Origin of the sequence: Solidesulfovibrio aerotolerans (genome assembly GCF_009856865.1) — a bacterium.
GTDB classification, from domain to species: Bacteria; Desulfobacterota; Desulfovibrionia; order Desulfovibrionales; family Desulfovibrionaceae; genus Solidesulfovibrio; species Solidesulfovibrio aerotolerans.
The window spans coordinates 30784-55366 of sequence record NZ_WVUD01000002.1; the positions used below are offsets into that span (position 1 = coordinate 30784).

Annotated in this window: 18 protein-coding genes; 7 read left to right on the top strand and 11 right to left on the bottom strand. The window is 65.3% G+C overall.

Features of this window, described 5'->3' with window-relative positions; genetic code table 11:
- The first annotated feature begins 122 nt into the window (after nt 1-122).
- From GTA51_RS01805 to mdoH, 6 genes are all read left to right on the top strand, one after another.
- Nucleotides 123-1349 (top strand): replication-associated recombination protein A, encoded by a 1227-nt coding sequence (locus tag GTA51_RS01805; protein WP_160958184.1) that lies wholly within the window; start codon nt 123-125, stop codon nt 1347-1349.
- A 278-nt stretch (nt 1350-1627) separates the two neighbouring features.
- Entirely contained in the window at nt 1628-2524 is an 897-nt protein-coding gene (gene nadC / locus GTA51_RS01810) for a carboxylating nicotinate-nucleotide diphosphorylase (protein WP_160958185.1), read from the top strand.
- Nucleotides 2521-3552 (top strand): quinolinate synthase, encoded by a 1032-nt coding sequence (locus GTA51_RS01815; protein WP_160958187.1) that lies wholly within the window; start codon nt 2521-2523, stop codon nt 3550-3552. The genes nadC and GTA51_RS01815 overlap by 4 nt, the downstream gene beginning before the upstream one ends.
- Nucleotides 3553-3629: 77 nt before the next feature.
- Nucleotides 3630-5210 (top strand): L-aspartate oxidase, encoded by a 1581-nt coding sequence (gene nadB, locus GTA51_RS01820; RefSeq protein ID WP_160958189.1) that lies wholly within the window; start codon nt 3630-3632, stop codon nt 5208-5210.
- Nucleotides 5211-5452: 242 nt separating this feature from the next.
- Entirely contained in the window at nt 5453-7063 is a 1611-nt protein-coding gene (locus GTA51_RS01825; RefSeq protein WP_160958191.1) for an OpgD/OpgG family glucan biosynthesis protein, read from the top strand.
- The gene (gene mdoH / locus GTA51_RS01830) at nt 7060-9528 is read left to right on the top strand and encodes a glucans biosynthesis glucosyltransferase MdoH (protein WP_211922396.1); all 2469 of its coding nucleotides are present in this window, start codon (nt 7060-7062) and stop codon (nt 9526-9528) included. Before GTA51_RS01825 ends, mdoH begins: the two co-directional genes overlap by 4 nt.
- Before the next feature lie 225 nt (nt 9529-9753).
- On the opposite strand, the gene GTA51_RS01835 is transcribed toward mdoH, so the two are convergent.
- The 11 genes from GTA51_RS01835 to recQ all read right to left on the bottom strand — a co-directional run bounded on the left by GTA51_RS01835 (nt 9754) and on the right by recQ (nt 22198).
- Nucleotides 9754-10302 carry an isochorismatase family protein gene (locus GTA51_RS01835; RefSeq protein WP_160958192.1) on the bottom strand — a complete coding sequence of 183 codons (549 nt, stop codon included), beginning with the start codon at nt 10300-10302 and terminating at the stop codon, nt 9754-9756.
- Nucleotides 10303-10317: 15 nt separating this feature from the next.
- Nucleotides 10318-11415 (bottom strand): nicotinate phosphoribosyltransferase, encoded by a 1098-nt coding sequence (locus GTA51_RS01840; RefSeq protein WP_160958194.1) that lies wholly within the window; start codon nt 11413-11415, stop codon nt 10318-10320.
- A 360-nt stretch (nt 11416-11775) separates the two neighbouring features.
- Nucleotides 11776-12900: an NADH:flavin oxidoreductase gene (locus GTA51_RS01845; RefSeq protein WP_246197903.1), complete on the bottom strand. Its 1125-nt coding sequence runs from the start codon at nt 12898-12900 to the stop codon at nt 11776-11778.
- Between the two features lie 298 nt (nt 12901-13198).
- Nucleotides 13199-14419, bottom strand: a complete 1221-nt coding sequence (locus GTA51_RS01850) for an ABC transporter substrate-binding protein (protein ID WP_160958195.1) — start codon at nt 14417-14419, stop codon at nt 13199-13201.
- Nucleotides 14412-15428: an ATP-binding cassette domain-containing protein gene (locus tag GTA51_RS01855; RefSeq protein ID WP_160958197.1), complete on the bottom strand. Its 1017-nt coding sequence runs from the start codon at nt 15426-15428 to the stop codon at nt 14412-14414. The genes GTA51_RS01850 and GTA51_RS01855 overlap by 8 nt, the downstream gene beginning before the upstream one ends.
- Nucleotides 15425-16123: a GTP-binding protein gene (locus GTA51_RS01860; protein WP_160958199.1), complete on the bottom strand. Its 699-nt coding sequence runs from the start codon at nt 16121-16123 to the stop codon at nt 15425-15427. Before GTA51_RS01860 ends, GTA51_RS01855 begins: the two co-directional genes overlap by 4 nt.
- 32 nt (nt 16124-16155) lie before the next feature.
- A complete protein-coding gene (gene tsaA, locus GTA51_RS01865; RefSeq protein ID WP_160958200.1) occupies nt 16156-16674 on the bottom strand; it encodes a tRNA (N6-threonylcarbamoyladenosine(37)-N6)-methyltransferase TrmO in 519 nt (172 codons plus the stop codon).
- 245 nt (nt 16675-16919) lie between these two features.
- Entirely contained in the window at nt 16920-17621 is a 702-nt protein-coding gene (locus tag GTA51_RS01870) for a DUF6515 family protein (protein WP_246197905.1), read from the bottom strand.
- Between the two features lie 13 nt (nt 17622-17634).
- Nucleotides 17635-18393: a DUF2092 domain-containing protein gene (locus tag GTA51_RS01875; protein ID WP_160958202.1), complete on the bottom strand. Its 759-nt coding sequence runs from the start codon at nt 18391-18393 to the stop codon at nt 17635-17637.
- Nucleotides 18394-18526: 133 nt separating this feature from the next.
- Nucleotides 18527-19900, bottom strand: a complete 1374-nt coding sequence (locus tag GTA51_RS01880) for an L-serine ammonia-lyase (RefSeq protein ID WP_160958203.1) — start codon at nt 19898-19900, stop codon at nt 18527-18529.
- A 51-nt stretch (nt 19901-19951) separates the two neighbouring features.
- Complete coding sequence (recQ, locus tag GTA51_RS01885) at nt 19952-22198, bottom strand: DNA helicase RecQ (RefSeq protein WP_160958205.1); 2247 nt, start codon at nt 22196-22198, stop codon at nt 19952-19954.
- 173 nt (nt 22199-22371) lie between these two features.
- On the opposite strand from recQ, the gene GTA51_RS01890 reads away from it, so the two are divergent.
- Nucleotides 22372-24336 (top strand): sigma-54-dependent Fis family transcriptional regulator, encoded by a 1965-nt coding sequence (locus GTA51_RS01890; protein ID WP_160958206.1) that lies wholly within the window; start codon nt 22372-22374, stop codon nt 24334-24336.
- The last annotated feature ends 247 nt before the right edge of the window (nt 24337-24583 follow it).

The following is a 24583-nucleotide window of genomic DNA, read 5'->3' on the forward strand; positions in this document are numbered from 1 at the left end:
AAGCACGTAAAGACCGACCGCAAGACTGAAGCCAACCTCCCGAAATTGTATCGGGATTCCAAAGGGTGCCAACCCTTTGGCCGCCGGAGGCTGCCCCCCGGCGCAAACTGCAGGCAGGTTCCATGGATTTGCTCGGAAACGAAAAACGCCCCCTGGCCGAACGCATCCGCCCGGCCACCCTTGACGACTTCGTGGGCCAGGCCCACGTCATCGCGCGACTGACCACCATGCTGGCCGGCCCGCGCCTGCCGAGCCTGCTCCTGTTTGGCCCGCCGGGCTGCGGCAAGTCCACCCTGGCGCTGATCCTGGCCCGCACCAAGGGCCGGCCCTATGTGCGGGTGAGCGCCCCGGAGGCCGGCCTGGCCGCCCTTCGCGAACTCATAAAGGGCAAGGAAATCCTTATCCTCGACGAGCTGCACCGCTTTTCCAAGGCGCAGCAGGATTTTTTCCTGCCCATCCTTGAAACCGGCGAGATTGTGCTCTTGGCCACCACCACGGAAAATCCGTCCTTTTCCATCACCCGCCAACTGCTCTCCCGGCTCCATGTCCTGCGCCTGGGACCGCTGACCCACCCTCAGTTGATGGTCCTGGCCGAGCGCGGGGCCAGGGAAGCCGGCATGGTGCTACCCAAGGAAAGCCTGGAATCCATTGCCATGCTGTCATCCGGCGACGGGCGGACACTCCTGAATCTGGTGGAATTCACCGCCGCCCTGCCCGAGGACAAGCGCGCCCCGGACGAACTGCGCAAGCACCTGCCCGAGGCCATGGCCCGGGGCGACCGCGACGGCGACTCCCATTATGAACTGGCCTCGGCCATGATCAAGTCCATCCGGGGCAGCGACCCGGACGCGGCGCTGTATTATCTGGCCTGCATGCTGGAATCCGGCGAAGACCCGCGTTTTTGCTGCCGCCGGCTCATGATCTCGGCCTCGGAAGACATCGGTCTGGCCGATCCCATGGCCCTGCCCCTGGCTGTCTCTGCCGCCGAGGCCGTGGAACGCATCGGCATGCCCGAGGGCTTTATTCCCCTGGCCCAGACCGTCGTCTATCTGGCCCTGGCCCCCAAGAGCAATACCACCTACGCCGCCTATCTGGCCGCCAAAAAAGAGATTATGCAGTCCGGCGTCAAACCCGTGCCGCTGCATCTGCGCAACGCCTCCACCCGGATGCAAAAGGAATGGGGCTTTGGCAAAGGGTACAAATACCCCCACGCCTACCCCGACGCCTGGGTGGAGCAGGACTATCTGCCCGAGGAACTGACGGGCCGGCAGTTCTACACGGCCAAGGACCAGGGCATGGAACCCCGGCTGGCCGCCCGACTGGCCCGGCTGCGGCGTCGCCAGTCCTGACCCGCTGACAGACGAACTTTTCCCCTTACCGGCCCGTTTTCCCGGGCCGGGGAACATCTGGGACACAAAATCACCCCGGTCAGGTCAAAAGTCGCCACTGCCCGGCCTTGTCCCGCTGGGCAAAAAAAGCTATTTTTTTCACGGCGGCAGGGCAAAACGTCCGGCCAGCCGTTTCGGATCGGCCTTCGACGCGATGGCGCGACGCCGGCCGTCCCCCACCCGGCCCGGCCCCAGGCATAACCGCCCGGCCCGGCCCCTACCTGCGGATGCGGTGATCCATGACCGATCCACGTTTTGAGCGCTTTTTCACCGGCAAAGCCCGGGACTTTCTCATCCGGGCTATTAATCTGGCCCTGGACGAAGACGGCCCGGACCTGACGTCGATGGCGGTCTTTTCCCCAACCGACCGCCTGACCGCCTCCATTGTGGCCAAGGAAGAGGCCATCGTGGTGGCCGGGCTGCCCATCGCCCGCCTTGTGCTGGAACGCATGGGCCAGGCCGAGAACTGCGAGCTGGCCTTTTTCGCCGCCGACGGCGACCGCGTGCCCGACCGTCTGGTCGTTGCCACCCTGGTCGGCCCGGCCATAACGCTTCTGAAAGCCGAACGCGTCATCCTCAATTTCCTGTGCCATCTCTCGGGCATCGCCACCAAGACGGCGGCGGCCGTGGCCGCCCTGGCCGGCAGCAAAACCCGGCTGCTCGACACCCGCAAAACCCTGCCGGGACTTCGCTACCCGGAAAAATACGCGGTGTTGTGCGGCGGCGGCGTCAACCACCGCATCGATCTGGCCGAGATGCTCATGTTTAAGGATAACCACATCGACCGGGCCGGCGGCATCCCCCAGGCCATGGCCGCCTTGCGAAAAGCCTACCATGGTCGTATGGAATCCATGCCACCGGTTGAAATCGAATGCCGCACCCTGGCCGAAGTGGCCCAGGCGATTGCCGAAGCGCCCCGGCGCATCATGCTCGACAACATGGACCGGGACACCATGCGCCAGGCTCTGGCCATGGTTCCGGCCGGTATTGAAACGGAAGTCAGCGGCGGCGTGGATTTGGACGCCCTGGCCGGCATCGGCGCGCTAGGCCCGGATTTCGTGTCGGTGGGGCGCATCACCCATTCCGCCAAAAGCGCCGACTTCAGCCTGCTGCTTAAGGAGACGGGGGCCTTATGACTGCATCCATTTCCGATAAGATCACAGCCATTCGCCGGCAACGCGGCAACGAATTAGCCATCCTGGCCCACCATTACCAGGGCGACGCCGTGGTCGGCCATGCCGACATCCTGGGCGATTCGCTGGAGCTCTCGCGCAAGATCGCGGCCCTGTCCGCCAAAGACATCATGTTTTGCGGCGTGTTTTTCATGGCCGAAACCGCAGCCATGCTGGCCGCGCCCGGCCAGCGCATCCACATCCCGGTGCGCGAGGCGGCCTGCGTCATGTCCGAGATGGCCCCGGCCCCGCTGCTGGACACGGTTCTCGCCACGTTGCGGGCAGCCGGCCGGGACGTGCTGCCCCTGACCTATGTCAACTCCTCGGCAGCGATCAAAGCCGTGGTCGGAGCCTGCGGCGGCGCGGTGTGCACCTCGGCCAACGCCCCCAAGATGCTCAAATGGGCGCTCGACCAGGGGCGCGGCGTGCTTTTCCTGCCGGACAAGATGCTCGGGCAAAACACCTGCAACACACTTGGCGTGCCCGAATCCGCCCGCCACATCCTGGATGTGCGCGGCGGCGGCGCAAGGCTTGACATGGACGCCGCCCGCCAGGCCGAGGTGCTCTTTTGGCCCGGCCAGTGCGTCATCCACGCCCGGTTCAAGGCCGCTGCCATCGCTGCCCTGCGCGCCCAAAATCCCGACGTGCGGGTGGTGGTCCATCCCGAGTGTTCGCCCCAAACCGTGGCCGCTGCCGACGCTGCCGGTTCCACGTCGTTTATCATCAAATACGTGGCCGAGGCCCCGGCCGGGGCAGACATCGTCATCGGCACGGAAATCAATCTGGTCAACCGGCTGGCCAAGCAGTACCAGGGCCAAAAGAGCATCCGGCCGCTGTGCCTCAGCGCCTGTTCCAACATGGCCAAGGGCACCGAGGCCAATCTGCTGGCCGCTCTGGAAACACTGGATACGGCCGAGCCGGTCACCGTGCCCGAGGCTGTGCGCGCCCCGGCCACTGCCGCCGTGGTGCGCATGCTCGAAGTTTCCGCCTGACCGCAGCGGTCGGGCCATTTCCGCTTGCGCCGCGACACCCGAATGCCGTGGCCAGCGCCGCAGGAAGGAGAAGAGCCATGGTCTACCGCATGCATGCCAATGCCCTGGTTATCGGTTCGGGGCTGGCGGGCCTGACCGCCGCCCTGTCCATTGCCGACTCGGGCCTGGAAGTGATCCTTTTGACCTCCGGCGAAGATCTCGACGACGGCAACAGCGCCCTGGCCCAGGGCGGCATTGTCTATCGCGGCCCGGACGATTCGCCGCAACTGCTCGAACGCGACATCCTCACCTGCGGCTGGCGGCACAATTCCGTGCGGGCGGTCAAATATCTGGCCCGGCGCGGACCAGCGACGGTCAAGGAAGTGCTCATCGACCGCCTGGGCCTGCCCTTCGACCACAAAGGTGCCAGCGACGAATTCCACCTTGGCAAGGAAGGCGGCCACAGCGTGGCCCGCATCCTCCACATGGCCGACCGCACCGGCCGGGCCATCATGGAAGGGCTCATGGCGGCGGTCAAAGCCAATCCCAATATCAAGGTGCTGACCCATCGCACGGCCGTTGACCTGCTCACCTCCAGCCACCACGCCACGCTGCTGGAATTTAAATACCAGCTGCTGAGCCAATGCCTGGGGGCCTACGTCTTAAACGAAATCTCGGGGCAGGTGGAAACCATCCTGGCTGATTTCACCGTGCTGGCCACCGGCGGCTGCGGCCGGCTGTTCCTGCACACCTCCAACACCCGTTCCTCCATCGGCTCGGCCATGGCCATGGCCTCGCGCGCCTTTGCCAAGGTCATGAACGCCGAATACGTGCAGTTTCACCCGACCACTTTGTTCCATCGGGCCGAACGTCGGCTGCTCGTCACCGAGGCCCTTCGCGGCGAAGGGGCGCGTCTGGTCAATGCCTCGGGCGAACCCTTCATGCAGCGCTACGACCCCCGGGCCGATCTGGCCCCGCGTGACATCGTCACCCGGGCCATCCTGGCCGAGATGTTAAAGACCGACCAGGACTGCGTCTATTTAGACGTCGCCAACTATGTCAAAGACCTGGAGAAACATTTCCCAACCGTCTATACGGGCTGCTTGCAGCTTGGCATCGACGTCACGAAACAGTCCATACCGGTGGTGCCGGCCGCGCATTATTTCTGCGGCGGCGTCCTGACCGACAACACCGGGCGCACCACCCTGGAGCGGCTCTACGCCGTCGGCGAATGCGCCTGCACGGGCCTGCACGGAGCCAACCGGCTGGCCAGCACCTCTTTGCTCGAATGTCTGGTCTGGGGCTGGAGTGCCGGCCAGGACATTGGCAAGCGGGCCGGGTCCAAGGCGGCCATCGGCCGGCGTCTCCTGGACAGCATCCCGGATTGGGTCAGCCCCGGTTCCAACCGCAACGAAGACCCGGCGCTCATTGCCCAGGACTGGGCCACCATCCGCAATACCATGTGGAACTACGTGGGCATCAACCGGTCGAGTTCGCGGCTCAAACGTGCCTTTGAGGATCTGCGCGAACTCAATAAGCACATCCACGACTTCTACCGCGAAACGCCTCTGAGCAAAGCGATTGTGGATCTTTTCCATGGCTGTCAGGCCGCCTACACCATCACCATCGCGGCCATGCAGAACCGACGCTCGCTTGGCTGCCACTATCGGGTGGATTAGCCCGGCACCCTTTCATCAGAAGCACCAGCGCAACAGGAAACGCAGCCGCCAGCGTTTGCTTGCTTGCAATACGCTGCCCCCGTAGTTAACCCCGCCGTGCCGCCGGAGACGCAACAGACGTCCCAGGCTGCACGGCGGGCTTTGGGCCAGGGGGACGGTTGCCACCGGCCCGAGGGTGCCCACCAGCAGCAAAAAAACCGCGCGCCCATGGCGCGCGACCAAAAGATAGGATAGAAACAGATATGAAAAACGCAGCAGACGTCTTGGTACGCTTCAAACGAACGCCCTTTTATAAGTATATCGGCCTGTTGACCGTCGTCGCCGTCCTGACCTGGGCACCAGCCCCTGGTAGTGCCGCCCAGGCTGCGGCCAAGCCCTTTACCTTTGAAAATGTCGAGCAGGCCGCAAAAGAGATGGCCACGGTTCCCTTTCAGGCTCCGCCCGCCATACCCGAGGCACTGCACAAGCTTGATTACGACACCTGGCGCAAGATCCGCTTCCTGCCTGACCGCGCCTTTTGGGGCAAAAGCAAGTCGCCCTACGAAATCCAGTTTTTCCACCCGGGATTTTTATACGACCGCACCGTCAAGCTGCATGTCATTGACGGCGGCAAGGTCGAACCCCTGGCCGTGACCAAGGCGCTGTTTGATTACAGCCAGGTCAAAGATCTCCCGGACCAGCTCCCCACGGAAATCGGGGCCGCCGGCTTTCGGGTCCATACCGCCATCAACACCCCCACCTACCTGGATGAATTCGTTGTCTTTCTGGGCGCGTCCTATTTTCGGGCCGTGGCCAAGGGCCAGGGCTACGGCCTGTCGGCCCGGGGACTGGCCATCAATACCGCCGAGCCTGAAGGCGAAGAATTCCCCTGGTTTCGCGAATTCTGGATCGTTAAGCCCGCCCCGGGCAAGGCCGCCAAGGGCCTGACCGTCTATGCCCTCCTCGACAGCAACAGCCTGACCGGGGCCTATGCCTTTACCATAACACCGGGCCGCGAAACCGTTATGGATGTCACCTCGCGCGTATTCCCGCGAACGCCTATCAAAAAAATTGGCATCGCACCCCTGACCAGCATGTTCCTGTACGGCGAGAATTCGCTGCCGGGCAGCCGCATGGACTGGCGTCCCGAAGTCCACGACTCCGACGGCCTGCTGGTGCATTTCGGCAGCGGCGAATGGCTCTGGCGACCGGCCGTCAATCCCGCCACGCTCTTGACCAGCAGCTTTGAGGCCGACAACCTCAAGGGTTTCGGGCTGCTTGAGCGCGATACGGATTTTACCAACTTCCAGGACACCGAAGCGCGCTATGAAAAACGTCCGAGCCTGTGGGTTGAGCCGCGCGGCGACTGGGGGCCGGGCCGGGTGGAGATGGTGCTGATCCCGTCCGAACAAGAGATTCACGACAACGTGGCGGCCTATTTCGTTCCCAAACAAGTTGTCGCGCCAGGGTCGCCCCTGCGTTTTGACTACCGGCTGCGCTGGCTCACAGCCCCGGCCGATCTGCCGCCCGGCGTTCGGGTCACGTCCACCCGCTCGTCCCAGCCGGACAAGAACAGCCGCTTTTTCGTCGTGGATTTCCAGGGCGACAAGCTGCCCGCCCTGCCCCCAACCGCCACGGCCGAAGCAGTGGTCAGCGTCGGGCCGGGAGCCAAGCTCCTCTCGCAACAGTGCTTTCGCAATCCCGTCACCGGCGGCTTCCGCCTGACCTTTGCCATCGGTTTCGAGGGAGGCTCCACCCTGCAAGACATTTTGCCGGAAAAACGCGAGGCCATCGAATTGCGGGCCTTTTTAAAATTCGACGATAAAAGTGTCAGCGAAACCTGGAGCTACGCTGTGACGCCGGGGAAATCATGAGCCAAGGCACGATTCCCCAGGCGGCAACCGGCCAGGACAAACCCTGGCTCGACGCTCTGGGCGCGCGGGTGCTGGCCTATCTGCGCCGGCTGCCCCTGCCCGAAGGCAAACGGCTGGAGACGGCTCTCAAAACCCTTGAGAGCCTGCCGGCCGAGGTCAACGAACCTGGAGCGGCCACCCGGCTGGCCATGACCGAACTGCAAACACGCCTGGACGTGCCGCGCGCCGACACTCATTTACACCCCACGCCGCCGCTCATCCGAACACCCATGGCCCCGGAGCGCATGGGGCTGCGGGTCTGGCGCAAGGCCCTTGGCAAGGCCGTGGGTGCGCCGGCCCCGGATCAAGGCCAGCCGCCCAAAGATTCCACTGCGCCGGACGGTGCGTCCAATCCGACCTGGAGCGCCGTGGCCGGTCGCCGCCGGCTGGTCTTGGCCGGACTGATCTTTGTACCCACCGCTTTTGCCGTCCTGCGCATGGCCTCGGTGTTGCCCCACGAGGGCGGCACGGTGCTGGAGAAAATCCTGCTGCTGGTCTTTGCCATGCTCTTTGCCTGGATCTCCATCGGTTTTTGGACGGCCATGGTCGGTTTTTTCACCCTGATCAAACGTTTTGACCGCTTTGCCATCACCCGGCCCCGGCCAACAGACGCGCCGGTTCGGTCGGATGCCCGCACAGCCATCGTTTTCCCGGTCTACGGCGAGGACATGGACCGGGTCACGGCCGGCATGGAAGCCGTCTACCGCTCGCTCACCCGCGACGCGGCCATCGAGCAGTATGATTTCTTCTTTTTAAGCGACACCCGCGACCCCGAAGCCTGGGCCGAGGAAGAAGCGGCCTGGGCCGGCCTGCGGGATCGCCTGGACGCCCGGGAACGCATTTTCTACCGTCGCCGCCGGGTCAACACCAAGATGAAAAGCGGCAACATCGCCGACTTTTGCCGCCGCTTCGGGGCCAATTACGTCTATATGCTGGTCATGGACGCCGACAGCGTCATGAGCGGTGCCACCATCGCCCGCATGGTGACCGTCATGGAAGCGCGGCGGGAAGTGGGCATCCTGCAATCAGTCCCGGCCATTGTCGGGCGCGAAACCTTTCTGGCCCGCCTCCAGCAGTTCGCCAGCCATCTCTACGGCCCCATGTTTTCCGCCGGCTTAAGCTACTGGCTTCTGGGCGACGCCCAGTTCTGGGGCCATAACGCGCTCATTCGCATCCGGCCCTTCATGCGCCATTGCGCCCTGCCCCGGCTGTCCGGCAAGCCGCCCCTTGGCGGCGAAATCTCCAGCCACGACTTTGTCGAAACCGCGCTCATGCGCCGGGCCGGCTGGAGCGTCTGGCTGGCCTACGATCTGCCCGGCAGCTACGAGGAAGCCCCCCCCAACCTGCTGGCCGAACTGGCCCGGGACCGACGCTGGTGCAAGGGCAACATGCAGCATCTGCGGCTGGTTTTCACCCGGGGCTTTATTCCGGTCCACCGGGCCTTGTTTCTAAACGGTATCATGGCCTACGGCTCGGCCCTGCTCTGGTTCCTGTTTCTGGCCGTGTCCACGGTCGAGGCCATCATCGAGTCGCTCACCCCCCCGACCTATTTCCCGCCCACGCGCACGCTGTTTCCCGAGTGGCCGGTCTGGGAGCCGTGGTGGGCCTTAAGCCTGCTCGCCACCACCGGTGTGCTGCTCTTTTTACCCAAGATTTTTGCCGCCTTCCTGGTCCTGGTCAAAGGCCGCCGACGTCTCTTCGGCGGTTTCTGGCGGCTGGCGGTCAGCATGGTGATCGAGGTGTTCGTTTCCTCACTGCTGGCCCCGGTGCGCATGCTCTTTCACAGCAAATTCGTCAGCATCACCCTGCTTGGCCGGGAAACCGGCTGGGGCCGGCAAGTGCGCGACGACCGCTCCACGCCCTGGTCCGAGGCCGTGCGCTTTCATCTGGGCGGCACCGTGCTGGCGGCCCTGTGGGCCGGCACGCTTTACCTGTATAATCGGGAATTTTTCTGGTGGGTCAGCCCCATCTTCGGGCCGCTGCTCCTGGCCATCCCCTTGTCGGTAATAACCAGCCTGCCAAGCCTTGGCCGGTGGCTTAAGCGCCTTGGGCTGCTGCTGATCCCCGAAGAGATGGACACGCCGCGCGAACTCTCGGAAATGGAGGCCTTTCACGAGCAAAACGCCCAGGCCCCACGGCCGCTGGGCATTGCCCGGGAACACGGCGTGGCCCTGGCCGTGGTCGATCCCACGGCCTGCGGCAGACGGCTTGGCCTGCTTGGCCGACCGTCCCGGGCCGCCAGGGCAGACGCGGCCGCGCGCCAGACGCTGGTGGACAAGGCGGTCGATCTTGGTCCCCAGGGCCTGACGCGCGCCGAAAAATCAGCCCTGCTGGAAGACCCCGCCGCCTTGGTCGCGACCCACCGCGCCGTCTGGCTGCTGCCCGAGGCCGCCCTGCGCCAACGCTGGTTTGCAGCCTGGCGCTAGGGCGTGCGAGAGAGGAGTAGAGGGGAGAGAAGAAGAGAGAAGGCAGAAGAGGCCTCCGGCGGCCGGGGGGGATAATCCCCCCCGGACCCCCTTGATAGGAGAAGTTTTTCAAGGGGGGCTGGGGAGTTGGCTGGCCCACGGGGGCTGGCGGACTGGACAGCCGGCGTTTGCGCTGGCGGGTGCCGCCGCTGCTTCGGCGTTGCGTCTCCTGCCTTGGCGCTGGCGTCAGGCCAACCCGGCGATCACGGCGTCGGTCGTGGCAAACATGACCCCGGCCTGCTCCATGGTGGCAAGGGCCCGCTCAGCGTCGCCGGGGGTCAAATCCACGCCGGCAATGGCGTCCACAATGACAGTGACAGAAAATCCCTGGGCCACAGCGTCCAGGGCGCAGGCTTTAACGCAATACTCGGTGGCCACCCCGGCCAGATAAAGGCGCGAAGCGCCAAAGCCACGCAAAAGCCCTTCGGCCGCAGCCTCGGCGAACAGGGTCAGCGCATCCTTGGTAAGGACGATGTCGCCCGGCCCCGGGGCAAGGGCGTCAACGATCCGAGCTCCCCAGGAACCGACCAGGCAATGGGGCGGCCAGACCGCAAACTCCTGGGAGTCGGGCGGATGGGCGTCGTTGACGTAAAGCTGCGGCGCACCGACGGCCCGAAACGCCGCTTTGAGTCGCTGGATCGGCGCGACGACGGCCTGCCCCTTTTCAAAATACAATTTGCCGGTGGGTTCAATGAAATCATTGAGCATATCGACGATGAGAAACAGCTTTCCCACGAAAACGACTCCGGGTTAGAGGATGCGCCGCAGGCGCGGATTCTCGCGAAAGGCTCTGCCCGTTTTGGCCAAGGCCCGGCCCTCGACCCGCACGATGTCGGCGGTGGCGCACCAGGCCTCAAAGAGTCCGCCGATCCCCAGCGATTCAAACAGCCGGCCGTGGCGGCCCTCGGCAGCGGCAAAGGCGGCCACCTTGGCCAGATTGCCAAAGCCGCTGGAGAGTACGATGTTGACGTGTCCGAATCCGGCCGCGTCCAGCGCCTTGCGCACCGCCGCCGTCCCGGACACCGTCACCCCCTTGCCGCCGACAAACGGTTGCCCAGCATCAGCCGCCCCCCCCTGGCCCGTCAGTTCCCCGGCCGTGTCCAGACGCACGCCCCACAACGCCCCCGGAAGGGCCTCGGCCGTAGCCAGGGAATCGGTAATCTCGTGATTAAACGTGTCCACCAGGGCGATGCGGCTGCATTCGGGTTCAATGTGGCGGTCAAAGGCCAGCGTCGCCTCCCGGGTGGCCTGCTGCGGGCCGACATGGTGGGCAAAAACCAGCACCAGGGCATGGGGAATGGTGCCAACGCCTGCGGCCAGACCGGCCGCGCGGGCTCCGGCGTCCGTGGCGCAGGCATCGAAACCGGCAGCGATAACGGTCTGGCAGATGGCTTCTTCCATGGACCAATGCCAGTGGCGTGCCCCGAAATAGAGGAGGTTTTTGGTTGGCAGCAGCGCGCGAATGGAGCGGGCCTTGGCCGCAACAGCAGTCAGGTCCGGCGGGGCAATGCCGTTGGCCAGACTGGTGCGCGAGGTCAGGATGCCCAGATAGAGCGTTTCCAGCTCAATGAAATCCTGGATCGGGCCTTCAATGTGCATGACAGGTTCCAGGGGGGCAAAGCTGCTGCCCTCAGGTAAGGCCCACACCTGCCCACCATGCTCGAGCAGGGGCGAAGCGGCCCGAAAAAGCTCGGCTGCTTCCGCGACTCCCGCAAGCACCCCCGGGCCGTTGCGGAAAAAGACCTGCATGGTGACTCGGGGATTCAGCCCTTCCCGCTCCAGAATGCGCCGCGACCGGATGAAATACTTATCCACATAAGGCAGATGACTCTGGGGCAACGTCGGCATGCGGGACACTCCACGGGGCTGCTGTGAACGGACGCTCCAAACATTTAACAAGCTAAAAATACTGTCCATTCAAAGCATTGCCAAGGACAAAATCACGCTGGGGAAATGCGAGACGTAAAGAAAAGAGAAGACGGAAGATGCCTCCGGCGGCCGGGGGGATGATCCCCCCGGACCCCTGCGACTGGAAAAACTTTTAAAGGGTTTGCAACAGTGGTTGGTACGATGGTCGGCTAAAAACCGGGGCAGCCGGGGGAGGCGCTTGACGGGAACCACCGCTGCTCCGGTGGCCGGGATAACAAAACGGCCCGGAAACAAGAACCGTCTGACAAAGAAAATGGCACTGGACGGACTCGGATCACGTCAGCCCTTGGCGGCTTTTTCCGCCGCAACCTTTTCCGTCAGGCAATATATCCCTTCGCCATTTTTGGCCGGGCGAAAGCAAAGATTGTCCGAAATGCAGGTCGAAGGCCGTAAATCGCCGGACTTCCAGCGGTTGATCAACTCCGGTTCCCGAATCAGCGGTCTGGACAACGAAACGGCGTCGCAGACGCCGTCCGCGACAAGACGGCGCGCCGCCTCGAAGGACCGGATGCCGCCCACCAGAATCAAGGGCAGATCCACAGCCGCCTTGATCCGCCCGGCTGCCACCTTGAAATAGCCTTCCCCTTCCGGGGACTGTATCTTGCCGGGTCGCACCGGCATGAGCCGGCCCGAGTCACCCGTACCGCCGGAAAGTTCCAGAACGTCCAGACCGGCTTCCTTGAGCCAGCCCGCCACCGTGACGGCCTCCTCAACAGTGAGCCCGCCCGGCACAAAATCTTCGGAATTGACCTTGCACAACACCGGGTACCCCGGCCCCACCGCCAGCCGCACCCGCTTGACCACTGCGAGCAGAAAACGCGCCCGATTGGCCAGACTGCCGCCGAAGGCATCGGTGCGCTTATTGTAATACGGCGAAAGGAATTGACTTAACAGATAGCCGTGGGCGGCGTGGATCTGCACCGCGTCAAAGCCGGACTCGCGGCACAGCCGGGCAGCCTTGGCAAAGGCTTCGACGGTCGACTCAATCGCAGCCTCGGTCATGGCCCGAAAGCCTTCCCCATCCGACGGCCCCACCGCCTCCTCGCCCGAAAGCGCGACAAGGGCCGCCTGCCCGGCATGGGCCAACTGGGCCGCAATCCTGCCGCCCGCTGCGTGTACGGCCCCGGTCAGGCCCGTCAGCCCGGGCTGCATGGCGCTGGAGTGGACCCCCAGCTTCCATGGCCCGGCCTGTCCCTGCTTTTGGACATAGGCGTGTCCGGCGATGACCAGCCCCACCCCGCCCTGCGCCAGACGGACAAGGGTCTCGGTCAGCTTTTCCGTGACCGAGCCGTCAACGGCGGCCATCCCCTCCCAGGTGGCGGAACGAACAAAACGATTGGCCAGGGTCAGGCGTCCCAGGGCAACGGGCGCAAACATGTCAGGGGCGCTGGTTTGGGAAGTCATGGGCGTTCTCCGTCGGGTACGCGGCAACCAGGCAGGCGGCTTTCAGCCGCCGTTGCGGCCGCGGATTGCAGGGTGCAGCGTTTTTGCCGGGCACCGATGCCGCATCGTGTTTTTTTCCGACGAGACCGATATCCCGGGCAACGGGTACGCAGAGTAGTCCAACAAGACCGAAAGCCGGTATCGTGTCAAGAAGCCTGCTGCGACGCGGCCAGCGCGCCCCAGCCGAAAAAGCCGTGTCGGGCCTGTCAGCCGGGGCAAACGCCGGGGTGTCGCAACGCCGTGCCCGACAGTCGGGCCATCAGGCTCGCGACGCGTAGTACGCCTTGGCAAAGACCGCCCCGGCTTCGGCGATCAGCGGCCCCAGGTCGTGGCTTTCCAGCACGTCCCAGCCAATAAAGCGCACCGTCGCGCCGGGCGGCAGCGCCACGGGAGCATCCGGCCGGGTGGCCGGCATGCCCGCGCCCGAGGCCAGGATGGCGGTTTGCCGACCAAGAAAACAATCCAGCAGCGGAGCCAAGGCGTCCCGGGCCGCTTGCTTGACCATGACAAACAGCGGCGACGCCAGCGCCCCGCTCGCCGGCCAGATGATTTCCACGTCGTCCTGACGCGGCGCAGCCATGGCGAAAAAGTACGGCATGACGCCGATGGGCGGGGGATTACTCCCCGGGGCCGGCCGGAAAATCTGGGCCGGGTGGGTGTCGCACAGCATGGCCCGGCCAAGGGCCGCCAGGGCACCAAGGCCATGGCGCAAACGGATGTCGAGCAACAGCGTGGAATCACCGGCGGTTTCCGGCGGGCCGCACAGACCGATCTTGCCGGCATAGACCGGATCAAGGAGGTCATCAAACGAACGCGGCACAGGCAGGCCGCCAAGGCGCGAGCGCACCACCACCAACACCAGCGGATTGACGGCGTAGATGCGACAGACCTGGCGCGGATCGGCCAGCCCGGCCGCAGCCAGGGCCGGGTGGATATCCTGGGGCAGGCGGGCCAACAGGCCATCGCCAGCGAAGCGGTCGCGAAAGCTCTTGGACAAAAAACCGTTTAAGCCCGCTGAAATGACCATGTCCGGCACTTCTTCCGGTCGGGTCAGGTTGGCGGCCAGATCGTTTAAGGTGTGCTTGCCGCAACTGTCCATGAAAAGGCGCGGCCAGGGCGCGCCGGCCGGCAGGCTTTGCCGCAGATTGTCCAAGGCAAGGCCCATGGGGGCCTTGAGTGGACAGGGCAGGCTGACGAATCCCCGAAGTCCCGGGCCAGAGGGCGTCCAGCCGTCGGTGAAAAGCGGCGTCATGCCGCCCCGCCGCCCGGGGACGGCGCTGGCCAGGGCGTCCAGGAAAAGCTGCGGGGCAATGCCGTAGAGGGTGAGCAGGGTGCGCATAGCCAGAAACGGCGCGGCCGAGGCCATAAATTCCGCGTCGGCCACGGCTGCCACGCCCCGTTCGATCAGGATGTCCCGGGCACCGGGATGGTCGGCTATGTATCGCAGGACCGGCGTCTCAAGACAGTGGCTATCAGGCATGGTCGTCTCCCTCGTGGGTAAAACGGAGTTGCCGGCCATGGCGCAAGGCCTCGCGCAGGGCGCTTAACCGGGCGTCGGCAGCGGCCAGGGCGGTCAGGCAGTTCTTTTCGGCCGGGCTGGTTTCCATGACCGCTGCCACGGCCCCGGCGGCAAAGACGAGTCGCCGCCCGGCCAGCAAAGCCAACAGCGGATCATGGGTGGCCATGAGCACGATCTTGCCGCTGCCGGTGAGCAGTTCAATGGCCTTTCGCCGGTCGATGCCGGCGTTTTCCAGCTCGTCCACCAGCACGATGGGCGAGGCGCACAAGCGGGCCACATCGGCGATCATCAGCGCCCGGCTCTGGCCGCCGGAGAGAGCCGGCAGCGCCGTTGTCGGGCTGAAAGCCTCCCCGGACAACTCGTTGGCCAGGGCAATGACCTCGGCCGCAGCCCCGACGCCGTCAGCAACCAGGCGGCTCTCGGCATGGGCCAGGAGAAAGTCCGTCACGGTCAGGTCCATGACGAACTGCATGTTCTGGGACAATTGGGCGATGAGCCGGCCCGAGGCGGAAAGCCGCACCGCGGCGTCGCAGGGGTGGCCGTCGAGCAGCACACGCCGGCCGGTGGGAGTATCGCCGTGGGCCAGCCATTCGATATCGGCCAGAAACCGGCTCTTGCCGGAACCTGTGGGGCCGACCAGGGCGGCCACGTCGCCAGGGACCAGGGTCAGCTCCAGGTTTTCGGCCCGACCATGCTTGTCCCGGCCGCCAAGGATGGTGAGCGAGGCCACGGACGGGGCGTCGGTTTCAAGGGTTGCCAAGGCGGCGAGGAACCGGGCAAAGGCCTGGGCCAGATCGCTGGCCGAGGCAGCGGCTTCGGTGAGGACTTCGCTGCCAAGACCGGCGAAATACGCCGCGGGCGTCTGGTCGGGCAGTGGCTGCGGCAGGCCTTGGAGCAGGAAAAAATCCCGGGCCGGCGGCAGTTCGCGCCACAGGTCGGCAAAGGGGCGATTGAGCCGGGGATCGATCATGACGCGTCCTGGCCGAAATCCATCTTTCGAACGTTGCCCATCTGATGGTCCAGGCCGATCTTTCGCTGCCCCAGGCAATAGGAGCACACGGCCGCCGGCATGGTAAAGCGCAGCGTGGCCCCGTCAAGGCCGGTTGTATCCGGGGCCGCGCCCACCACATGGGCCAGGGCCTCGGCCCCCTGGCCGGTTAAGCCGTTGACGAACAGCACCGTGGCCCTGGGATTGGCCCGGCGTACGCGAAAGGCAAAAACCTCGCGCTCGGCCTGGGACACCACGTCGCCCTTGGTCACGGCCACCACGTCGGCCAGACGCAGCATGGGGCCGATTTTGGCCGGGGTGTCGATGCCGGAAAGGCTGTCCACGACGCACAGGGCCAGCACGCCTTCGATGTGGGGGGCGCAGCGGTTGCAAAGGCCAGCGCTCTCAATGGCCAGCACCGACACCCCCCTGCCCTGGCCCCAGGCAAAGGCGTCGGCCGCGTTGCACACGAAAAAATGATCCGGGCACAGCGCCCCGGAAAGGCCGGTCAGGCAGGGAATGCCGGCCTGGGTAAAGATCTCCCGGTCGCGGCTGGCCAGACAGTCGAACTTGACCACGCCCAGACTGCGGCCACGCCGGGCCAGAACGCAAGCCAGGCGCAACAGGATTGACGTTTTGCCGGAGGAAGGCGGTCCGGCCACGGTAAGAAGCTGCATTGTCGGGCTCTCGCCTCCTTGGCGGTACGAAATCAGCGAAACCGGTCGTCGGAACGCAAGGTGTCGGCTTGCTGGGCCTTGGTCGCAAACCAGCCCGTGCGCTCACCCTTCCAGACATCGAACCGGGGGACGTAGGGTTTGATATCGAGGACCGGCGTGCCATCCAGGATATCGATGTTGCGCAGATGCACGGTGTTGCCTTCGATACCAGCCAGCTCAAGCACCGACAGCCCGATGGGATTGGGGCGTTTGGGCGAACGGGTGGCAAAAATGCCATGGTGGCTGGTGTCCATAAACGGTTTGACCATAAGGTCATATCCGGTCACCCGGTGCAGATGGTACAGCAAAAAGACATGGGAAAAGCCTTCCAGATCCGTAAGTCCCCGCGCGAACTCAGGATGCACCTCCACATGGCCGGCGATGCCCATGGCTCCCACGGGCTGCACGGGCATGCCGGCGATATCCTGAAACGGCGAGCGCAGGATGCCGATGGCGCGGTAGGCGATGTCGGTGCCGGCATTATGGTCTGGGACGGCGTCGGGTTCTTCCAAGGCGTTCCTCGCTGGAAAAGGGTTCGTTTGCGGCAGCAGCAAGATACAAGCCAAGAGAATTGCGTTGTATTCTCTGGCCTTTTTGACGCCGTCCAAGGCTGAAAAGACAATTCCGTCGCGAAATCCTACAAAACTGTCGTCCTGTGCCCGGGCATTGCCGCAGCGATGCGCCGCATGGTTCACTCCGGCGCACGCCCCCGGGGACAGGCACTTCCTGGCTCAGGGCTCGCCAGGACTTCAGGCGATCAATCGTCCCAATCCGCATCCGACTGGGGTGGATTGACCTGAACATACACAGTGGTTCCGTCCTGGATCACGGGCTGGTAATAGGCGTCGTTCACGCTGTAGTAGGTCTGGCCGGCGATGTTGACTGCCGCAGCCGCAGCCGGAAGCGCAAACATGGTGGCCGCTGCCGCTGCCGCCATGCCCACTCCGGGCGGCGGCAGGGGAACTGGTACCGGGACCACCACGGGATAGGGGCCGACCGGATGCGGTCCGACCCAGGGAGCAGGCGGCGGGGGACCGACCGGTCCAAAAGCCGGGGTAAAGGGGCCGGGATGCGGCGGTGGCACGGGACCGCCACCGAAACCGCCGGGCCTGGGTGCCGGGGGCGGCATGGCCCCGCCGCCATAGGCCGCCGGTCCCATGGGCTCCGGACCGTGCACGGCACCCGGCGGGGCCATGCCGGGACCGCCGCCGAAACCGGCCGCCCCCGGCGGGCGCATGCCGTCGTCAAAGCCCGTCCCCCCTGGCGAAGCCGACCCACGCATGCCGTCGCCGCCAAAACCGCCGCCTTCGGGGGGATGATAACCGCCGCCGCCGAACCCGCCGCCGCCGCGAAAGCACTGCGCGACCTGGGGAGTGGCCAGGGACAGGCTCGCCGCCAGCCCAACCAGCCCGATCAACCCGGCCAAACGGCGCACCGCTGGCATTTTTCGATATGACATGGTCAACCTCCGGTTACGGCTTCTGGCCGGTGGTTGCCGGCTGCGGGGCAACCTTGGTCCGCACGGCCTCGGCCGGCGGGGTGAAGGCAAACGTCTTGGCGGCAAAGCCCGAGCTCGGCTTCCAGTCGCGGTATTCCACCAGGACGCGGGGGTCGCCGTGCCGGGTCTTGTCCGTGATGGCCAGCCGCAAAGGCCACGGGGTCTTGCCGGCGTCGATCCACAGTTCGAAATCCTGGGTGAGCTGGCGAAAGGCCAGATGATGGCACGGTGTGCCGCCGACCGTGCTTTGGCCGACGTAAACGACCTCCAACACCTTCTCCATGATGCTCTTGTAGGGATCAGCGGCTAAAAAATCGATCATGGGACCGACGAGATTGAGCCGGACCATGGCCTGCTCCAGGGCCGCATCCAGGCGCGGCGGCACATCCAGGGCGACATAGGCCTTGGTCTTGGCGTCATAGACCTGGAAGGTCGGGCCATTTAAGACAAACGTCGCAGCCACGTCATCGCCTGTGGCTTCGGCCCGCAGCTTGTCCGGGCGCTGGGCCTTGATGGCTGTGGTGTGGAAGAAGGCCACCTTCTGGCCGTTGGGGAACACCCGGTCCACAAGGCTGGTCTCGATGACCGAAAAGGCGGCCAGGGACTGCACATGGGCGGACATGGCCCGCAGCAGGCCCTCGGCCCGGGGATCGACGCCGGTCCCGGCCTGGGCCGAACCGAGCAGAAACACGAGGAAAAGCCCTGTCAGTGCCGCTTTGATGCCGTGACGCATGGGGAAGCTCCTTTGGTCGCTTGCAGACCGTGTTGCGGCGCACAAGGCCGCGCCCGATTCCACAAATCGCTTACCGAACAACGCGTCTTTTTGTCGAATACAAAAACCAAAGCAGTGGGCAGGCCATGGGCGGTTAGCAGGCAATGACGCTGACGGCCAAGCCGCCCCGGGCGGTTTCCTTGTAGTTGCAGTTCATGTCCTGGCCCGTGGCCAGCATGGCCGCAATGGCCTCATCCAGGCCGACCTTGTGGTGGTCCGGGCTCTCGTCCGAGGCGATGAGATAGGCGGTATAGGCCTTGACCGCGCCCATGGCGTTGCGCTCGATGCAGGGGATCTGGACAAAGCCGCCCACCGGGTCGCAGGTCAGGCCCAGGTGGTGTTCCAGGGCCGTCTCTGCCGCGTTTTCCACCACGCGTACGCCATGGCCCATGCCCTGGGCCAGCATGGCGGCGGCCATGGCCGAGGCCACGCCGATCTCGGCCTGGCAGCCGCCTTCGGCCCCGGCAATGGTGGCGTTGTGTTTGGCCAGAAATCCCACTGCCCCAGCGGCCAGCAGCCCTTCCCGGATGGCCTGTTCGGGCAGCTCAAGGCGGGTGCGCATGAACCGGGCCATGGCCGGGACAATGCCGGCGGCTCCGCAGGTCGGGGCGGTGACGATGACATGGCCGGCGGCGTTTTCCTCGGCAGCGGCAAAGGCGTAGGCGCACAGCTCGGACAAAACACTTTCATAGGGCAGCCGCTTGGTCTGGCTGCCCGCAAAAATCCGTTTGGCCTTGCGCTCAAGCCCAAGCGGCCCGGGCAGCACGCCCTGGGTGGTAAGCCCTGCGGCTACGGCCGCGTCCATGACGGCCAGCACCGTATCGAGTCCGGCCAGGATGGTCGCTGCATCCGCGCCGGTAATGGCCCGCTCGTTTTCCAGCATGAGCGCCGGGAGGCTGACGCCCTGCCCGGCAATGCACCGCTTGAGATCAGCCATGGTGGCATACGGATAGGCCGGTGTGCCACGCACTTCGGCGGGCTGTCCCTTATAGTGGAGAAAGCCGCCGCCCACGGAATAATATTCCCGTTCCAGGAGCGGCGCGGTCTGGCCCGCGCGCCCAAGCAACCGAAAGACAAGGGTGTTGTTGCAGGGAAACTGGTGTTCCAGCGGCCCAAAGCGCACGTTTTGGGCACCTATTTCCAGCTTCACCGGCCCAAGCTCCATGACCCGCCGGGTCAGTGGATTGCGGGCCAGCTCGTCGAGAAAGGCCGGGGAACAGTGTTGCGGCGTCTGGCCCAGCAGGCCGGCCAGGACGGCCCGGTCGGTGCCATGCCCCCTGCCCGTGGCCGAGAGGCTGCCGTAGAGTTCGACTTCGAATGTCGCGACCTTTTCCAACGTTTGTGCCGGGAGTTGCCGGGCCAGACTCAGGAAATCGCAACCGGCTTTCATGGGACCGATGGTGTGGGAACTGGAGGGACCGGGGCCGATCTTATAGAGCTCAAAAAGGCTTAAGTCGATTACGGCCACGGCGGCCTCCTTTGATTGGGGGTTGCCTGGAACGCTCGTTGTCCCGACCGCTTACGTCTGTCCGTCGCGGACCTTGGCCCGCAGTTCCGCATCCAGGCAGCGCAGCGCCTCGTAGGGCACAGCGCCGCCAAGGGCCTCAAAGGCCGGGGTCAGGCCCACCGCGCCCTCGCGGCGAAGGCGGGTCAAGGTCTCGCACGCCCGCGCCAGCACCTCGTCCGGCAGACCGCACACATCTTTGGCCGACAGCCGGCCCCAGGCCACGTAGGCCAGCAAATGGCCGTGGATGCTCGCCGGTTTAAGCCCCCGGCGCTCGGCCACCGCCTCCACCGAGCCAAGCTCGCGGAAAAGCTCCAGGCTCTTGGCCGCCGTGTCCCCGGGTTCGCGCACCGGGCCGCTGCCGTCGGCTTCGGGCGGCAACGCCGGCTGCGGCGCGGCCCGGCCGTGGGCCGCATAATGCTCGGCCAGCATGGCCATGAGCGCGTCCCCGTACTTTGTTATCTTGGCCTGGCCCATACCGCCGGCCCCGGCCAGACCGGCTGCGTCCTCGGGTTTGAGCAGCACCACATCAAGCAAAGTACGGTCGTGAAAAATCACATACGGCGGCACGCCGGCTTCCTTGGCCGTCTCGGCCCGCCAGGAGCGCAGCCGTTCCCACAACGCCGCGTCCTCGGGTGTGGCCAGATGGTCGTAGATCCAGCTCTTTTTCGAGCGCCCGCCCTCGCCCCCGGCCTCCCGCTCGCCCCGGCTGCCACGCTTGCGCGAGCGGGGTTCGGGATCGGCCGGGAAACGCATGGTCAGGCCGCGCCGGCCCTTGAGGATGTCCCAGGCCAGCGGGGTCAGCACCAGCCCGCCATAGCCCTCCTCGTCCGGGGCCAGGGCACCCATGGCGGCCAAACGACGGTAGACCGCCCGCCATTGCAGCTTGGTCAGTTCCGCACCGATGCCGTAGGTGCTCACCTCGACATGGCCCAGCCGCACCACCCGGGTGGTGGGCTTGCCCAGCAGCACGTCAACCAAATGCCCGGCCCCGAAGCGCTGGCCGGTGCGAAAGACGCACGAGAGCGCCTTTTGGGCCGCAACAGAAGCGTCCACCGGTTCGGTCGGGTCGGAACAGACGTCGCAGTTGCGGCACGGCTCGGGCATGTTCTGGCCGAAGTAGCCAAGCAGCGTCTGGCGGCGGCAGGCGTCGGCCTCGCAATAGCCGGCCATGGCGTCGAGTTTGGACAGTTCGATGCGCGTGCGCGGCCCTTCCCCGCCTTCGGGGGCAATGAGGCGACGCAGGTTCGCAAAATCCCCAGGACTGTAGAGCATAAGGGCTGTGGCCGGTTCGCCGTCGCGCCCGGCCCGGCCGGTCTCCTGGTGGTAGGCCTCCAGGCTCTTGGGCGGATCAAGATGGGCCACAAACCGCACATCGGGCTTGTCCACGCCCATGCCAAAGGCCACCGTGGCCGCCATCACCAGCCCTTCCTCGCGCATGAACCGGTCCTGGCGGCGGTCACGCTCGGCCGGCGGCAGGCCGGCGTGGTAGGCCAGGGCCGGCACGCCGTGTTCGGTGAGCCACTCGGCCATGTCCTCGACTTTTTGCCGGGACAGGCGGTAGACGATGCCGGACTGGCCGGCATGGTCCTCGGTGATAAACTGCAACAGCCGACGCCGGGGTTTGTCTTTGGGTTCCACGAGATAGCGGATATTGGGCCGGTCAAAGCCGGTGGCAAACACCCGGGCGTGGGTCAAATCGAGGCGGGCCAGAATGTCGGCCCGGGTCGGGCCGTCGGCCGTAGCCGTCAGGGCCACACGCGGCACGCCGGGATAATCCTGGGCTATTGTCGCCAGTTGCAGATATTCCGGGCGAAAATCATGCCCCCACTGGGAAACGCAGTGGGCTTCGTCGATGGCGAAAAGGGCCAGGGGCAGGCCGGCCAGGAGTTGGCCGAAGCCCGGGCTCATGAAGCGTTCCGGGGCGGTGTAGAGCAGATCGAGTTCGCCGCGTCGCAGCTTGGCCATCACCTCCCGGGCAGCGGCCGGGGCCAGGGCGGAATGGAGGCATTCAGCGGCAACGCCCAGGGCGGTGAGCGCCTGGACCTGATCGCGCATAAGGGCAATAAGCGGCGAAATGACAATGGCCGTGCCCGGCCGCAGGATGGCCGGGATCTGGTAACACAGCGATTTGCCGCCGCCGGTCGGCATGAGCACCAACGCGTCATCGCCGGCCAGCACATGGTCGATGATTGTTTCCTGGGGACCGAGAAACCGGTCGTGTCCGAAAACCTGTTTGAGTATCTGGCGTGGTGTGGTCATGGGTGTGCGGCAGGCTCGGCCCGCCAAGGATGGGGTAAACGGTTGGCCGGGGAAAGGCAATGCAAGCCCCCGGCTGCTCTTGAATTCCTGCCCGCTGCGCCGTACTCTGGGGGCATCCCGCAACCAGCGCCCAACAGGCCATGACAGGCCACCACAGGCAAGGCAGGCACCGCATGACGACCCCGGTCCATCCCCCGCTTTCCAGAGAACGCATGCTCGCCGTCTCGGCCCAGTGGCAGAGGTTCATGGCCGGTCTGGCTGTTGATGCAGACCTCGTGCGGCCGGTCATTTTGCAATCCTGGCAACGCTGTCGCCAGGCCGGCTTCCCCAGCGACAGGCTGGCACTGTGTCCCATCGACACCGCCGGGCTGGCCCGGTCCGTGGCCCACAACCGGGAACTGGTGGAAACGGCCAAGGAAGTCATGGACCGGCTGGCCCACTCCATCCACCTTTCCAGCAGCGTGGTCACCCTGGTCGATACCACCGGTCTGGTGCTCCATGTCTCGGCCACCAGCGAGGATCTGGAAAACGTGCCCTACGGCGCGCCGGGCCGACGCTGCGACGAGGCCACCCTGGGCACCAACGGCATGGGCGTGTGCCTTATTGAACAAAAACCCGTGCATATCATCGCCTCAGAACATTTCAATGCCTCACTGCATTATCTGAGTTGCTCGGCCGCGCCTGTCCACGACAGTTCCGGGCACTTTCTGGGCGCGATCAATCTGGCCATCAGCACGGATAATTTCCACCAGCACACGCTGGGGCTGGTGGAGGCCGCCGCCCACGCCATCGAGGAACATCTGCGGCTGCGCAGTCTGGTGCGCACCCAGCACATCATCCTGGAACTGCTCGACGACGGCGTCATTGTCCTGGACAGCGACGGCGTCATCGCCAGCCTCAACCGGCAGGCCTGTTCCATGCTGGGCCTGGACGCGGGCGCTGCCGGGAAAAACATCCAGACGCTTGTGCGGGCCAGCGACGGGCTGGGCACGGTCCTTTCCGACCGCCAGACCTTCCACGACCGGGAGACGACGTTTAACCTGGGCCACGGCGAGCGCTCCTGCGCGTTGTCCTGCGCCCCCTTTGCCGATGGCGGCCTGCTCCTCACCCTGCGCGAGACCCGGCGCATGCGCAAATACGCCGCCCGGGTGGCCGGGGCCAAGGCCGTCTATACCTTTGAAAATATCGTCGGCGAGTCCAGGCAGTTGCGCGAAGCCATCCGCCTGGCCCGGGTGGCCTCCCAGGGCGAGGCCACCACCTTGCTCCTGGGCGAGTCCGGCACCGGTAAGGAACTGTTCGCCCAGGCCATCCACAACGCCAGCAACCGGCGCAAAGGGCCGTTTGTGGTGGTCAACTGCGGCGCGCTGCCGCGCAATCTCGTGCAAAGCGAGTTGTTCGGCTATGTGGCCGGCGCGTTTTCCGGGGCGCTTAAGGAAGGCAGTCCGGGCAAGTTCGAGCTGGCCGACGGCGGCTCGATTTTTCTCGACGAGATCGGCGAGATGCCGCTGGAGGCCCAGGTGAGCCTGCTGCGGCTGCTCCAGGAAAGCGAGGTCACCCGCCTGGGCGGCAAGGAGGCCAAACCCATCGACGTGCGCATCATCGCCGCCACCAACAAGGATCTGCCGACCGCCGTTCGCAACAAAGCCTTTCGCGGCGATCTCTATTACCGCTTAAACGTGCTGAGCATCCAGATTCCGCCCCTGCGCCAGCGCGACGACGACGTGCAACTGCTCATCCGGGTCTTTATGGACAAATTCAAGCGCTCGCTGGGCAAGCCCGACCTGGAAATGACCCGCGAGGCATTGGCCTCCTTGGCGGCGCACCACTGGCCGGGCAATGTGCGGGAGCTGGAAAACTGCATCGAACGGCTGGTCAACGTGGCCTGCGAGGACCGCATCGACATCAGCGACCTGCCCCAGGACGTCATGGCCGACATGGTCCGGGGCCGCCAGCCGTCTTCCGGCGGGGCGGCCATGTCGCTCAAGCGCATTCAACGCGCGCTCATCCTCGAAACCCTGCGTGAAACCGGCGGCAACTTCCGGCGCACCTCGTCCCTGCTCAATATCTCGCGCACAACGCTCTACGCCAAACTCAAGCAATACGGCATTACGGCGGACAGCTTTCGCGCCACCTCATAGCCAAACCGTCCCCTCACCCACTGGGCAGGCGAGCGGTCATCGCGCTTTTTCCGGTGTCCACCGGTGCCTTGCCCCCGGCACAGACCAACGGTCCCAGGCAAGCCCCCGCCTTCGGGCCGCACGCCCACGACCTTGCGGCCCCTGCCCGGCACAGACCACCGGTCCCAGGCGAGCCCCCGCCCCCCACTCCCTGTGTCCATCGTTGTCTGCAAACCGCACATGTCAGCCTGACATGTCCAGAAAATGG

Bases quoted from the DNA above. Each gene is read 5' to 3' on its own strand.
- nadC (WP_160958185.1), top strand. From the start codon at position 1,628: ATGACCGATCCACGTTTTGAGCGCTTTTTCACCGGCAAAGCCCGGGAC.
- GTA51_RS01845 (WP_246197903.1), bottom strand. From the start codon at position 12,900: ATGACTTCCCAAACCAGCGCCCCTGACATGTTTGCGCCCGTTGCCCTG.
- GTA51_RS01850 (WP_160958195.1), bottom strand. From the start codon at position 14,419: ATGCCTGATAGCCACTGTCTTGAGACGCCGGTCCTGCGATACATAGCC.
- GTA51_RS01870 (WP_246197905.1), bottom strand. From the start codon at position 17,621: ATGTCATATCGAAAAATGCCAGCGGTGCGCCGTTTGGCCGGGTTGATC.
- mdoH (WP_211922396.1), top strand. From the start codon at position 7,060: ATGAGCCAAGGCACGATTCCCCAGGCGGCAACCGGCCAGGACAAACCC.
- recQ (WP_160958205.1), bottom strand. From the start codon at position 22,198: ATGACCACACCACGCCAGATACTCAAACAGGTTTTCGGACACGACCGG.
- GTA51_RS01815 (WP_160958187.1), top strand. From the start codon at position 2,521: ATGACTGCATCCATTTCCGATAAGATCACAGCCATTCGCCGGCAACGC.
- GTA51_RS01840 (WP_160958194.1), bottom strand. From the start codon at position 11,415: ATGCCGACGTTGCCCCAGAGTCATCTGCCTTATGTGGATAAGTATTTC.
- nadB (WP_160958189.1), top strand. From the start codon at position 3,630: ATGGTCTACCGCATGCATGCCAATGCCCTGGTTATCGGTTCGGGGCTG.
- GTA51_RS01860 (WP_160958199.1), bottom strand. From the start codon at position 16,123: ATGCAGCTTCTTACCGTGGCCGGACCGCCTTCCTCCGGCAAAACGTCA.
- GTA51_RS01855 (WP_160958197.1), bottom strand. From the start codon at position 15,428: ATGATCGATCCCCGGCTCAATCGCCCCTTTGCCGACCTGTGGCGCGAA.
- GTA51_RS01890 (WP_160958206.1), top strand. From the start codon at position 22,372: ATGACGACCCCGGTCCATCCCCCGCTTTCCAGAGAACGCATGCTCGCC.
- GTA51_RS01805 (WP_160958184.1), top strand. From the start codon at position 123: ATGGATTTGCTCGGAAACGAAAAACGCCCCCTGGCCGAACGCATCCGC.
- GTA51_RS01825 (WP_160958191.1), top strand. From the start codon at position 5,453: ATGAAAAACGCAGCAGACGTCTTGGTACGCTTCAAACGAACGCCCTTT.
- GTA51_RS01875 (WP_160958202.1), bottom strand. From the start codon at position 18,393: ATGCGTCACGGCATCAAAGCGGCACTGACAGGGCTTTTCCTCGTGTTT.